General features: G+C 62.8%; 11 protein-coding genes. 2 read left to right on the forward strand and 9 right to left on the reverse strand.

The genetic code is table 11. The features are described 5' to 3' along the window. Nucleotides 1–22: 22 nt before the first annotated feature. From aroK to D7325_RS06605, 6 genes are read right to left on the reverse strand one after another with little or no spacing between them, the layout of a single operon-like run. On the reverse strand, nucleotides 23–571 hold the full coding sequence (gene aroK / locus D7325_RS06580) for a shikimate kinase AroK (RefSeq protein ID WP_120994755.1): 549 nt from the start codon (nucleotides 569–571) through the stop codon (nucleotides 23–25). Between the two features lie 4 nt (nucleotides 572–575). Beyond that, on the reverse strand, nucleotides 576–2,651 hold the full coding sequence (locus tag D7325_RS06585) for a type IV pilus secretin PilQ (RefSeq protein ID WP_120995104.1): 2,076 nt from the start codon (nucleotides 2,649–2,651) through the stop codon (nucleotides 576–578). 53 nt (nucleotides 2,652–2,704) lie between these two features. Then, nucleotides 2,705–3,220 (reverse strand): pilus assembly protein PilP, encoded by a 516-nt coding sequence (locus tag D7325_RS06590; RefSeq protein WP_245962051.1) that lies wholly within the window; start codon nucleotides 3,218–3,220, stop codon nucleotides 2,705–2,707. A gap of 5 nt (nucleotides 3,221–3,225) precedes the next feature. Then, nucleotides 3,226–3,849 carry a type 4a pilus biogenesis protein PilO gene (gene pilO, locus D7325_RS06595; RefSeq protein ID WP_120994756.1) on the reverse strand — a complete coding sequence of 208 codons (624 nt, stop codon included), beginning with the start codon at nucleotides 3,847–3,849 and terminating at the stop codon, nucleotides 3,226–3,228. After that, nucleotides 3,846–4,418 (reverse strand): PilN domain-containing protein, encoded by a 573-nt coding sequence (locus D7325_RS06600; protein ID WP_120994757.1) that lies wholly within the window; start codon nucleotides 4,416–4,418, stop codon nucleotides 3,846–3,848. Before D7325_RS06600 ends, pilO begins: the two co-directional genes overlap by 4 nt. Then, on the reverse strand, nucleotides 4,418–5,479 hold the full coding sequence (locus tag D7325_RS06605; protein ID WP_120994758.1) for a pilus assembly protein PilM: 1,062 nt from the start codon (nucleotides 5,477–5,479) through the stop codon (nucleotides 4,418–4,420). Before D7325_RS06605 ends, D7325_RS06600 begins: the two co-directional genes overlap by 1 nt. 177 nt (nucleotides 5,480–5,656) lie before the next feature. Between D7325_RS06605 and D7325_RS06610 the strand changes: the two genes are divergently transcribed. Next, complete coding sequence (locus D7325_RS06610; RefSeq protein ID WP_120994759.1) at nucleotides 5,657–8,086, forward strand: penicillin-binding protein 1A; 2,430 nt, start codon at nucleotides 5,657–5,659, stop codon at nucleotides 8,084–8,086. Nucleotides 8,087–8,230: 144 nt separating this feature from the next. Here the strand turns inward: D7325_RS06610 and D7325_RS06615 are convergent, their stop codons facing one another. The 3 genes from D7325_RS06615 to rpmE all read right to left on the reverse strand — a co-directional run bounded on the left by D7325_RS06615 (nucleotide 8,231) and on the right by rpmE (nucleotide 10,729). After that, entirely contained in the window at nucleotides 8,231–9,499 is a 1,269-nt protein-coding gene (locus D7325_RS06615) for a malic enzyme-like NAD(P)-binding protein (protein WP_120994760.1), read from the reverse strand. Nucleotides 9,500–9,707: 208 nt separating this feature from the next. Next, nucleotides 9,708–10,460 (reverse strand): thermonuclease family protein, encoded by a 753-nt coding sequence (locus D7325_RS06620; protein WP_245962033.1) that lies wholly within the window; start codon nucleotides 10,458–10,460, stop codon nucleotides 9,708–9,710. Nucleotides 10,461–10,516: 56 nt separating this feature from the next. Next, on the reverse strand, nucleotides 10,517–10,729 hold the full coding sequence (rpmE, locus tag D7325_RS06625; protein ID WP_120994762.1) for a 50S ribosomal protein L31: 213 nt from the start codon (nucleotides 10,727–10,729) through the stop codon (nucleotides 10,517–10,519). 170 nt (nucleotides 10,730–10,899) lie between these two features. Between rpmE and D7325_RS06630 the strand changes: the two genes are divergently transcribed. After that, nucleotides 10,900–13,119, forward strand: a complete 2,220-nt coding sequence (locus tag D7325_RS06630; RefSeq protein WP_120994763.1) for a primosomal protein N' — start codon at nucleotides 10,900–10,902, stop codon at nucleotides 13,117–13,119. Nucleotides 13,120–13,205 lie beyond the last annotated feature (86 nt).

Below are 13,205 nucleotides of genomic sequence, written 5' to 3' on the forward strand. Positions count from 1 at the left end.
AAAGCCCCCGACAGAAAGAGCGCTAGGATAGCGCAGCCGCCCCCGGGGTTTCACGCGACGCCGCGAGACCTTGCAGGCGATCGAGAATTTCCAGAACGACCAACCGCGGAGGACGCTCGTCCGTTTCGATGATGACATCGGCGATCAGGCGATAGAGCGGGTCGCGGACCGCCATCAAATTGGCCAGCACCTGGCCGGGATTGGGCGCCTGAAGCAAGGGCCGGTTGCGATCACGTGCAGTGCGATCGAGCTGCTGATCGACCGAAGTGTGCAGATAGATGACTCGCCCGCCAGCTTTCATCGCCTGACGGTTGTCCTCACGCAAGACGGCGCCGCCGCCGGTAGCCAGCACCAAGCCGGAGCACTGGCATAGTTCGGCGATCACGGCATGCTCGCGCTCGCGGAAGCCCTGCTCACCCTCGACATCGAAGATCCACGGGATGTTGGCTCCCGTCCGCTGCTCGATTTCCTTGTCGGAATCCTTGAACGGTAGCCGGAGCTCCTTGGCGAGCAGGCGCCCGATGGTGCTTTTGCCAGCACCCATCGGGCCTACGAGAATCAGGTTTTGCACTCAGTCAACGGCTCACCGCGATAGCTTGGTGGTCGATTATAGAGGGCGTGAGGAAAATCAGAAGCTCGGTCTTCTCATCGGTAACCCTGTCGCGCCGGAACAGCCGACCGACGTAAGGCACATCGCCCAGGAACGGAACCTTATCGACCGCCTTGCTTTGCGTATTCGAGAAGACACCGCCGATGACCACTGTCTCGCCATTGTCGACCAGAACCTTGGCGTTCACCTCGTTCTTGTCGATCGGCGGGACGCCATTGATTGCCCTCTGGTAATTCGGGGCATCCTTGGTGACCTTCACTTCCATGATCACCCGATTATCCGGCGTGATCTGCGGGGTGACTTCGAGCGACAGGGCAGCTTCCTTGAACGAGGTGCTGGTCGCGCCGCTCGACGACGCCTCCTGGTAGGGGATCTCCGAGCCACGCAAGATCTTCGCGGTCTCCTTGTCCGACGTCATGACCTTGGGCTGGGAAACGATTTCGCCATTGCCCGATGCTTCCATCGCGCTCAGCTCGAGATCGAGCAGCACATTGTCAGTCAGGTATGCGATACCGATACCAGAGGTAGCATCAAGCGCACCCAGGTCGACGAAGGGCGTATTCGCGCTCAGATCGTCACCGGTGTTGCCCGCCTCATCACCATTGTCATCCAGACCATAGATGGTGGTGTCGCCGCCGACTCGCGTACCGCCCCAGCGGACACCGAGACTCTTGTCGTAGTCGACGTTCGCCTCGACGATGCGCGCCTCGATCATGACCTGGCGAACCGGAATGTCCAGCTGCGCCACGATACGCCGCAACTCGTCGAGGCGATCCTGCGTCTGGTAAGCGATGATGTTGTTGGTGCGGTCGTCGACAGCGATGGAGCCGCGATCATCCGGCACGCCCTCGGCACTCGTAACGGACTGGAACAAGGCAGCAATATCCGAGGCCTTGGCATAGTTCACCTGGACCACTTCCCGGCGTAGCGGCGCCAGCTCGGCGAGCTGCCGCTTGGCTTCGAGCTCCTGACGTTCCCGCGCTGCGATCTCGTCGGCAGGCGCGACGAGCAGGACATTACCCACTTGACGCTTATCCAGCCCCTTGGTTTTCAGGACCAGGTCGAGCGCCTGGTCCCAAGGAACGTTTTGCAGCCGCAGGGTGATGTTGCCCTCCACCGTATCGCTGGCGACCAGGTTGAGGTTGGTGAAGTCGGCAATCAGCTGCAGAACCGAGCGAACATCGATGTCCTGGAAATTGAGCGACAGCTTCTCTCCGCTGTAGGCGAAGCGCTCAGCCTTGCGCTGTTCCAATTCGTCCTTCGCGATCGGCTTGACACTGATGGTCAAGCGATTGTCGGTCTGATAGGCCAGGTAATCGTAGTCGCCAGTCGGCTGGATACTGATGTTTACCGCGCCGCCCTCCATCTGCGATTTCACGAACCGAACCGGAGTCGCGAAGTCCTGCACATCCAGGCGCACCCTTAGCGCTTCGGGCAGGGTCGCGTCGGGGAAGCGAACCTGAATTTGCCCCCCCTTCTCTTCGATGACCGGATTGAGCGATGGGTCGGACAGCGAAATCACCACATTGCCGGCGCCATCCTCGCCTCGCTGAAAATCGATGTCCTGGATGGTATTGCTGGCGAGTGGGTGTGGCACCGGAGCAGGCGCCGTTACCGCCGTCGGCACCTGTGCAGTCGCGGCGACAGATGCTGTGCCCGCCGGGGACTCGCCCAGCACGACGTAGAGTTCATTGCCTTGGACGCGCGTCGAATAAGGCACCAACGACGTCATGTTGACGATCATCCGGGTGCGATCCTTGGCTTCGACGACGGTTACGCTACGTGCATTTCCAACGCCGAGCTCGCGGTTCTTCACCCCTAGCTGATTGGATACGCCGGGCAAGTCCAGAGCGATGCGCGCGGGCTGCTCGATCGTATAGCCGCGCGGCGCAGCGACGGGTTCGTCGAAGGAAAGCTTCAACTCCACCCGGTCACCGGGCAGCGACGCGACGTCCAGCGCCTTCAGATTGGCAGCGAAGAGTGCGGGCGAAATCATCATCGCCAGCAGCGAAATACCGAAACGAGAAAGGGAGCTCTTCATGAATTGCTTCCGTTGTGCAGGCTGCATGTAGGTGTCGGTGATAGCGCCAGTCATCATGAGCGCTCCTTCAAGGCGATGGTCCTCGGGCGCTCGAGCCAACCGCCATCGCCGTCCGGCACGATCTCGACGACTTCGATCGCCGCCTCGCCGATCTCGACGATGCGCCCATGGTTGCGCCCGAGGTAGTCACCGACCTTGACGCGGTGCACTCCACCGCCACCCTGGAGCAATCCATAGGTGGAGCCATCGTTGGATAGCGTTCCGACCATGGTGAAGCTTTCTATATTGAAGCCTTCGAGGAACTGCTTGATCCGCGTCTCATCAGGGCGGATCTCCTCGGATCCCTTTTGCTTGCGCGCCAGGTCGATCTTGATGGGAGGCTGAAACGGACTGCGCATCGCCGAGGCGCTATAGGTGAACGCTTCGTAAGGCTGGAATGCGGGCAGGGGCTCGATCGAACCCTTCGGCTTGGCCCTGACCTCGTCCATGTACGCCTGGAGGTCAGCGAAGTCTCCGCCACCCGAGCAGCCGCCCAGGGCACCGGCGAGACACAAGGCAATCAAGTGGATGTTCTTCACTTCTGAAGCCCCTTGTCGTTATACCGGTATGTCTTGGCGAGAATGCTCATGCGCAGTTTGGAGCTGCTGTCGTCACTGACGGGCTCGATATGGAAGTCGTGCAGCGTCACGATCCGGGGGAGACTGGCAACGCCGCTCACGAAGGTCGCCAGGTCGTGGTAGTTGCCCACCGCCCGAATCTCGATCGGCAATTCAATGTAGAACTGCTGCACCACTTCGGGCTTGAGCTTGATTTCTTCGAATTCCAGGCCGCTACCCAGACCGGTACGGGTGATGTCCTCGAGCAGCCCCGGCACCTCGGTATCGCTGGGCAGCTGCCGCAGGAGCGCACCAAAGGAGGTTTCCATTTCCGCCATCTGAGCCTTGTAGGCTTCGAGATTGGCCGCCTGGAACGCTTTGCGCTCGAAGTCCTGCTTCAGCGTCTGCTCTTCGGACTGCGATTGCTCGAGCCGAGCCTGCTTGTCCTTGAGGTGCACGTTGTAGCCCAGCACCAGCACGCCGATGAGCAGCAGGACACAGGTGATCACCTTGACCGGTATCGGCCAGGAACCCAGGTTGTTGAGGTCAAGATCCGCGAGATCGACTTTGCGGAGACTTTCCAGGGAATCAGCCAGGCTCATTGCTTGTCTCCTGCATCCTCGGCGCCGGGCTGCGTCTGCTGCACGGTCAGCTGGAACACGTTGGCTTGATCCACCGCGCCGGAGGTGACTGCCTTGACTTCGTTCAGGTTGGGCGACTCGAGCCACTCGGAGGCGTCGAGGTTACGCATCAGGTTGGAAACGCGATTGTTGGATTCCGCCGCGCCCACGATCGAAACGGTCTTGCCGTCCATTTTCAGATCAGTGAAATAAACGCCGTCCGGCAACGTACGCACCATCTGGTCGAACATCCGCGCGATGATCGGTCGGTTCCCTTGAAGGTCCTGGATGATTTTCATGCGCTCGAGCAACTGCTGACGGCGCTCCCTGAGCTCCTTGATCTCGGCGATCCGGGCATCGAGCACCGCGATTTCTTTGCGAATAAAGTCATTGCGTGCGTTCTGGCCCTCGATCGAACCTTCGAGGTACTGCCCACCGAGGAACACCAGCCCTACCGCCCCCGCCAGCACGGCGCCCAGTGCGAGGATGAACCGCTGCTTGCGCTCTTCACGCAGTTGCTCCCGCCAGGGGAGCAGGTTGATACGCGCCATCAGTCGAAGCTCCTCATGGCCAGCCCACACGCAATCATCAAAGCCGGGGCGTCGCTGGCCAGCGCGCCTGCATTCACCTTGTTGCTCAACGCCATATCGGCAAAGGGATTGGCGACTAAAGTCTGGGTACCGAGCTTTTGCTGAATCAGCCGATCCAGTCCCGGAATTGACGCGGTACCGCCTGCAAGCAAGATGTAGTCCACATCGTTGAACTGACCGGCCGCGAAGAAGAACTGAAGCGACCGCGAAACCTGCTGGACGACTGCCTCGCGGAACGGCTGCAAAACCTCGCTGTCGTAGTCGTCTGGAAGACCACCCTGCTTCTTGGCGAGACCCGCTTCCTCCACGGACAATCCGTAGCGCCGCTGGATTTCCTCGGTCAACTGGCGGCCGCCGAAGAGCTGCTCGCGGGTATAGATGGTGCGGCCAGCGTGCAGCACGCTGAGCGTAGTCATCGTCGCACCGACATCGACGATCGCGACGGTCAGCTCCGAACCCCCACCCAACTGGGCCTCGAGCAGGCCGTAGGCGCGCTCCAGTGCATACGCCTCGACGTCCACCACCTTCGCCGTCAGCCCGGCCAGGGCAAGCGCACCTTCGCGGACCTCCACGTTCTCTCGGCGACAGGCAGCGAGAAGCACCTCAGCCCGATCGGCATTGCGCGCAGACAGACCCTGGACCTCGAAGTCGATAGCGACCTCTTCCAGCGGATAGGGAATGTACTGATCGGCCTCGATACGAAGCTGGTTCTCCAGCTCGTCGTCGGTCAGGCCTGCCTCCATCTCGATGGTCTTGGTGATCACAGCCGAGCCCGCAACGGCCACTGCTGCGGACTTCACGCCGGTCTTGGCCTTTGCCACCACTCGACTCAGCGCCTGACCAACACCTTCCATGTCGGAAATATTCTTCTCGACCACGGAATTCGGCGGCAGCGGCTCCACGGCATAAGCCTCGACTCGGTAGCGATTGCCGGTCCGGCTTAATTCCAGGAGCTTGACTGAGGTCGAACTGATATCGATCCCAAGCAGCGTATTCGCTTTCTTAGTGAAGAGCCCTAGCACGATCGATTTCCTATTTCTGTCCGACACTTACGGATTAATGTTGTTTTTCCACATTAGATAACACTCTTGACAGAAGCGCCAAGACCTCCCCCATGGAAAAACCGCATATAATGTGACCGGTTTTTCCTTTCTGCCTTCGCAGCGAATTAATCCCTTTCCGCTGGATCTGTATAGCTGATGTCTTTTGTGAAGTTCATCCTCTGGTCCCTGGTCGCACTGGCTTGCGGCGTTCTGCTCAGCGTGAGCGGGGCCTTTCTCTATCTCAGCCCGACACTCCCATCGGTCGAATCGCTGCGAAACATCCAGCTGCAGATTCCGCTTCGGGTATTCAGCCAGGACGGCAAGCTCATCGCGGAATTCGGCGAGATGCGGCGCTCGCCGATCAGCTACGACGAAATCCCTGAAGATTTCATTCACGCACTGCTGGCCGCCGAGGACGACAACTTCGCGAACCATTATGGCGTCGACGTCAGCAGCCTGATGCGCGCTGCCACGCAATTATTGAAGACTGGCGAAATCCAGACAGGCGGCAGCACCATCACGATGCAGGTCGCCAAGAACTTCTTCCTGAGTAACGAGCGGAGCTTTTCGAGAAAGCTGACGGAAATCCTCCTCGCGCTACAGATCGAGCGCGAGCTGACCAAGGAAGAGATCCTCGAGCTGTACGTCAACAAGATTTATCTTGGCAACCGGGCCTATGGCATCGAGGCAGCGGCACAGGTCTACTACGGCAAGTCGATCGACGAGCTGAACCTCGCCCAGCTCGCGATGATCGCCGGCCTGCCCAAGGCGCCCTCCGCCTTCAACCCGCTGGCGAACGCCGAACGCGCCAAGGAACGTCGAGACTGGATTCTCGGCCGTATGCTCAGGCTCGGCTACATCGACCAGAGCCGCTATGAAAAGGCAATCAGCGAGGAGGTCGACGCCAGCTATCACGTCTCGGCGCCCGAAGTGCACGCACCTTATATAGCCGAGATGGTGCGATCCGAGCTGGTCGGACGCTACGGCAGCGGCGCCTATACCGAGGGATACCGGGTCTACACCACCGTCGTGAGCGACAATCAGAAGGCCGCCAACCAGGCCGTCGATCAGGGCCTGATCGAATACGATCACCGACATGGCTACCGCGGGCCGGAAGCCCGGCTTCCTGACCTGTCGCGCGAGCAATGGCTGGAACGACTGGAGCAGACGCGATCGCTCTCGGGGCTGCATCCCGCCATCGTCACGCAGGTCGAGAAGAGCGGCATCATGGTGATGACGCGCGACGGACGCGAACATCCGGTGCCCTGGGAGACCATGCGCTGGGCTCGCCCGTTCAAGTCGATCAACAGCCTCGGCCCCGTGCCGCAAGGCCCGGGCGACGTCGCCCAGGTGGGCGACCTGATACGGATACGCTTCCAGGACGACACCGCTCACTTCACGCAACTCCCAGCGGCACAGAGCGCGCTGGTGTCGCTCGATCCTACCGATGGCTCCATCGAGGCCCTGGTGGGTGGCTTCTCGTTCGAACAGAGCAAGTACAACAGGGCGATACAAGCCAAGCGGCAACCCGGCTCGAGCTTCAAGCCCTTCGTCTACAGCGCGGCGCTCGACGCGGGCTTCACCGCAGCGAGCATGGTGAACGACGCGCCGATCGTCTTCGTCAACGAAGAGATCGACGAAGTCTGGCGCCCGAAGAATGACAACAATACGTTCCTCGGGCCGATCAGGCTCCGCGAGGCGCTGTATAAGTCGCGCAACCTCGTCTCCATTCGCGTCCTGCAAGCGATCGGCATTCGCTACGCCATCGACTACATCAGCCAATTCGGCTTCGAACGCAGCGATCTGCCCCCCAACCTTTCCCTTGCGCTTGGCACGGCCACCTTGTCGCCCATGCAGGTCGCCGCAGGCTGGGCCGTCTTCGCCAACGGCGGCTACCGCATCGAGCCCTACCTCATCGAACGAATCGAGGACCGGGACGGCAACGTGCTTTACGAAGCCAACCCACCGACCGTGCCCGGCAGCCAGCCGGCAGACTTCCTTCGCGCCGAGCCGAGCGAAGACCCGGTGGCTAGCGTTCCCGTCGAAGCCTCGCAGAATGGCGAACAGGCTCCGCTGGAAGCCGAACGCGTCATCGACGGACGCACCGCGTTCATCATGACCAGCATGCTTCAGGACGTGATCAAGCGGGGCACCGGCCGCCGAGCGCTGGCGCTTGGCCGCAGCGATCTGGCCGGGAAGACCGGCACCACCAACGAATCCTTCGACAGCTGGTTCTCCGGCTACAACGCCGACATCGTCACCACGGTCTGGGCCGGCTACGACCAACCCCAATCGCTCGGCCGCCACGAATATGGCGGCACAGTCGCGCTGCCGATCTGGATGAAGTACATGGGAACAGTGCTCGAAGGCGAACCTCAGCATTTGCCGGCCGAACCTGACGGCCTGGTCACCATCCGGATCGATCCGGTCAGCGGCCGTGCGGCGTCGCCAACCACGCCCAATGCCTACTTCGAATTGTTCAAGCGCGAGGACACGCCGCCGCCGATGAGTGAGTTCGGACCGGGCTTCGGCGCCCCGGGCAGTCCCCTGCCCGCTTCCGAAGCGACGCCAATGGACCTGTTCTGAGGTAAACGGCGATCTCGATTGACACGTCCGGCCAAACCGGGCCGCAGAAATAAAAAATCCGACGTCAGAAGGCGTCGGATTTTTTTTGCTATCGCGCCTGGTGGACGGCTCCAGACCTGCGCGTAGCGTCAGCTCATGGCCGGATCAGCGCTTGAACACGTCGGCCACGGATTGCAGCGGGTAGTTGGCCGGATAGGGCAAGGTCGCGACACCACTTTCGATGGCGGCCTTCGCCACGGCGTCAGACACGAGCGTGATGAGACGCGGGTCCATCGGCTTCGGAATGATGTACTCGCGACCGAACTCCAACGTGTCCACGCCATAGGCGGCGCTGACTTCCGCCGGAACAGGCAGCTTGGCCAGTTCGCGCAGCGCATTGGCGGCGGCGATCTTCATCTCTTCGTTGATCCGGGTGGCCCGCACGTCCAGCGCACCGCGGAAGATGAACGGGAAGCCGAGCACGTTGTTGACCTGGTTCGGGTAATCCGAACGACCAGTCGCCATGATCACGTCGGAGCGCGTCTGATGCGCCAGCTCCGGGCTGATCTCCGGATCGGGATTCGAGCAGGCGAAGACGACCGGGTTGGCCGCCATGCGCTTCAGATCTTCCGGGCTCAGCAGGTTCGCGCCCGACAGGCCGACGAACACGTCCGCGCCGTCCAGCGCGTCGGACAGCGTGCGCTTGTCGGTCTCGTGCGCAAAGATCGCCTTGTACTGGTTCAGGTCGTCGCGTCCCGCATGAATGACACCCTTGCGGTCGAGCATGAAGATGTTCTCGATCTTCGCGCCCATGCTGACCAGCAGCTTCATGCAGGAGGTAGCTGCCGCACCAGCGCCGAGGCAGACGATCTTGGCTTCGGGCAGCGTCTTGCCGGCGATCTCCAGCGCATTGAGCATGCCGGCGGCCGTCACGATGGCGGTGCCGTGCTGATCATCGTGGAACACCGGGATGTTGCACTGCTCGATGAGGGTGCGCTCGATCTCGAAGCATTCGGGCGCCTTGATGTCCTCGAGATTGATGCCACCGAAGGTAATGGAGATGCGCTTGACCGTATCGATGAAGGCTTGAGGGCTTTCCGCATCGACTTCGATATCGAAGACATCGACCCCGGCAAAGCGCTTGAACAGCACGCCCTTGCCTTCCATGACCGGCTTGGACGCCAGCGGACCCAGGTTGCCCAGGCCGAGGATGGCGGTACCGTCGGAGATGACCGCGACCAGGTTGCCCTTGCCGGTGTACTGGAAGGCCAGTTCCGGGTCACGCGCGATTTCACGCACCGGCTCGGCCACACCAGGGCTATAGGCGAGGGAAAGATCACGCGCCGTCGCGGTCGGCTTGGTCAATTCGACGCTCAGTTTTCCGGGACGAGGCTCTGCGTGATAGTGGAGCGCGGCGGTCTTCAAATCGGTCATGTTGGTTTCCGCTTATGTTTTTCTAGGACAGACAGGCGGTCGAGAATACGCAAGATGCCTGGGTCGAACAAGTTCACCCCAAAGGCTCTGTCAAGGGCTTTTGCTACGACTTTTGGCGAAGCGACACTTAAATGACCGGGCGAGGTTCGTTCGTTCCAGAGCGATACTGGACGACATCATTGAATACACGAATTGGAAAATCTGGATACTATTCCAGGCTTTTCAGCATCGCCGCATGCGACACCGTGATCATCCAGCGCGCATGCCGGGTCGCCTTTCGCTCGACGATCCAACCCCGCACCTCCACGCGACGCCTCTCGAGCCGCTCCGGTTCGTCGAGGCCATCCAGTTCGCCGACAAGACGGACGACGGCCTGTCCGTGCAACTCCAGCCAGACGCCGCCGCGGTTGCGCTCGACGCGCTCGACCCGCCCCCTCACCACGGCAAACCCGCCCTGGGTGATCCTGTCCGCCTCGATGACGGGGGAACGCTGCCAGACGCCGCGACTCGTCCGGCGCGCCTCGTTCTCCGCGGCCAGATGGCACGCCACCAGAGCGGTATTGGGTGCGATCGCCACGAAGTACCCCATGCCTTGCGCCAGCATCACGGCCTCGAGGTTGCGGCCGCCGCGATCATAGGCATGTCCCAGCAGACGCCCGTAGCGATCCGTGGCCTCCGCACCCGAAACCAACCGGAGACGACCGTCGCTGCGGCGAACATGCTCGGCGAGTGCGCGGCGGGCCGCCTCGGCGTACGGCTGGGCCGATTTGCCGGGACCTCCGAGCTCCGGCGCATTGAGACCGATCAGCCTGAGACTGCGCCCGCTCGCCAGACGCAGGGTGTCTCCGTCGATCACCTTGGACACCTGTACAACCTGCGCGGCGGCCGGGGGCCGGCAGCTCTCCGAGGTATCGGCGACCACGTCCCCGATGGAATACAGCGCCATGAAAAAGGCGCCCACCAGGGGCGCCTTTTTCGATAAGCACGAAAACCTCATTGGCTTTCTGTCCGGAGGGCTTACTTGCCGCCGAACACGCCGAAGCGCTGCTTGAAGCGGTCGATGCGGCCGCCGGTGTCCAGAACCTTCTGCTTGCCGGTGTAGAACGGATGGCACTCGGAGCAGACGTCAAGGGCGATGTTCTTGCCCAGCGTGGAGCGGGTCTTGATGACGTTGCCGCAGCTGCAGGTGGCTTCGATGGCTTCGTACGTCGGATGCGTATCGGCTTTCATGTTTGAATCCTCAAGGCTTGCGTGCCGCCACCCGACCCTATGTCGAGTACCGCACGTGAAGGGCGCGACTATACCAAAGCACCTGCCTGTTGCAAGCCAGGCAAGCGCTGGCCGATGTGTGGCGCCCACGGCCTGCTAAGATTCCGCGCCCGCCACTCAGGACCTCTCGCGTGCCCGACCTGTTTCTGCGCCTCGCCTTGCCTTCGCCGTTGCGCCGGCTGTTCGACTACCGGGCGCCCCGCGGCGTACCGGCCGGCGCGCTGCAGCCAGGCATGCGGCTACGCGTCCCCTTCGGCCGGCGCGAGGTCGTCGGCGTTCTGGTCGAAGTCGTGACGAGCACGGACGTTCCAGCGGACAAGCTGAAATCGGCACTCGAGCTGATCGACCCGACGCCACCGTTACCTGCCTCCGTGCTGTGGCTCTGCCAGTGGACGGCTCAGTACTACCAGCACAGCCTCGGCGACACCTTCAGCTGGGCATTGCCGACGCTGCTGCGCCAGGGCGAGCCGGCCGAGGCGCGGCAGGAGCGCTACTGGCACATGACCGAAGGCGCGCGCCTGGACGACCCTCGCCTATCGCGCGCGCCGCGCCAACGCGAGGCCCTCCGCACGATCGCCCAGCACCCGCAAGGCGTGCACCACGCGCTGCTGTCCAAGCTTCAGCTCAGCAAGGACAGCCTCGACCTCTTGCTGGAAAAGCGCCTGCTGCGCATCGAGGTCCGGCGGACCCAACCCAGCCGCCACGAAGGCAGCTGGCTGCTGCAATCGGAACTGCCGCTCAATGACGAGCAGCGGCTCGCCGTCGAGTCGATCCGCGCCCGCTTCGGCACCTACCAGGGTTTCCTGCTCGCCGGCGTCACCGGCAGCGGCAAGACGGAGGTCTACCTACAGCTCATCCATCAGGTACTCCAGGCCGGCAAGCAGGCCCTGGTGCTGATTCCCGAGATCAACCTGGGGCCACAGACGGCCGAGCGCTTCGCGCAGCGTTTCAACGCACGGATCGCCGTGCTCCATTCGGGCATTACCGACCGGGAGCGACTGGACGCCTGGCTGGCCGCGCGCGATGGCGAGGTGGACATCGTCATCGGCACCCGCTCGGCCCTGTTCACGCCCCTCAAGCGTCCCGGCGTGATCATCGTCGACGAGGAGCACGACGCTTCCTATAAACAGCAGGAAGGGCTTCGCTATCACGCACGCGACCTGGCCATCGTCCGCGCGCGGTATGAAAAACTACCGGTGGTCCTCGGCTCGGCAACGCCCTCGCTCGAGAGCCTGCACAACGCCCACAGTGGCCGCTACGCCCTGCTGCGCCTCACCCAGCGAGCGGGCGGCGCGCAGCCACCCCGGCTGCTACGGCTGGACATCAAGAGCCGTCCGCTGGATGCCGGCCTCTCCATGCCGCTGCAACAGGCCATCGGCCAGACGCTGGCGGCGGGTCATCAGGTACTGGTGTTCCTCAATCGCCGTGGCTTTGCGCCGACGCTGCTCTGCCATGACTGCGGCTGGCTCAGCGACTGCTCGCGCTGCGATGCGCGCATGACGCTGCACCAGCGCGCCAACGAACTGCGCTGCCATCACTGCGGCCACGTCGAGCGCCCGCCGACCCAGTGTCCGCGCTGTCAACACGTCGACCTGCGACCGGTCGGCGCCGGCACGGAGCGCGCCGAAGAGCGGCTGACCACGCTTTTTCCGCAGTATCCGGTGCTGCGCATCGACCGTGACACGACGTCGCGCAAGGGCGCGCTCGATGAGCTGTTCGCCACCATCAACCGCGGCGAGCCCTGCCTGCTGGTCGGCACGCAGATGCTCGCCAAAGGCCACCACTTTCCGAAAGTCACGCTGGTCGCGGTGCTGGATGCCGACGGCGGACTGTTCTCCGCCGATTTTCGGGCGAGCGAGCGGATGGCGCAGCTGATCGTGCAGGTCGCCGGGCGCGCCGGGCGGGGCGCCGATGCGGGCAAGGTCGTGATCCAGACCCACCTGGCGGATCATCCGCTGCTGGTGCAGCTCACCGACCAGGGCTACTTCGCCTTTGCCGAGCAGGCGCTGGCCGAACGCCGTGCAGCCGGCCTGCCGCCCTTCGCACACCTCGCCTTGCTGCGGGCCGAAGCCCATCGCCCGGGCCAGGCCGAGCGCTTCCTCGACGAGGCCTGCGCGCTGGCCGAGCAGCTCGCCATGCAGGCGACGGACACACCGGTCGAGCTGCTCGGCCCGGTGCCGGCCCCCATGGAGCGCCGTGCCGGTCGCTATCGCGCCCAGCTGCTCGTGCAGTCGAGCGCACGCGCGCCGCTGCACCGGCTGCTCGCCGCGTGGCTGCCGCAAATCGAACAATTGCCGGACGCGCGTGCGGTGCGCTGGTCGCTGGACATCGACCCGATCGACCTCTTCTGACTCGAGCCCGAGTCAGGGCCAGCGGTTGGCAACCCCGACGACGGTACGGATAATGCCGCGTTTCCTTGCCCTCCTTCCGTAGCGGC

The organism is Stutzerimonas urumqiensis (assembly GCF_003640395.1).
Classification (GTDB): domain Bacteria; phylum Pseudomonadota; class Gammaproteobacteria; order Pseudomonadales; family Pseudomonadaceae; genus Stutzerimonas; species Stutzerimonas urumqiensis.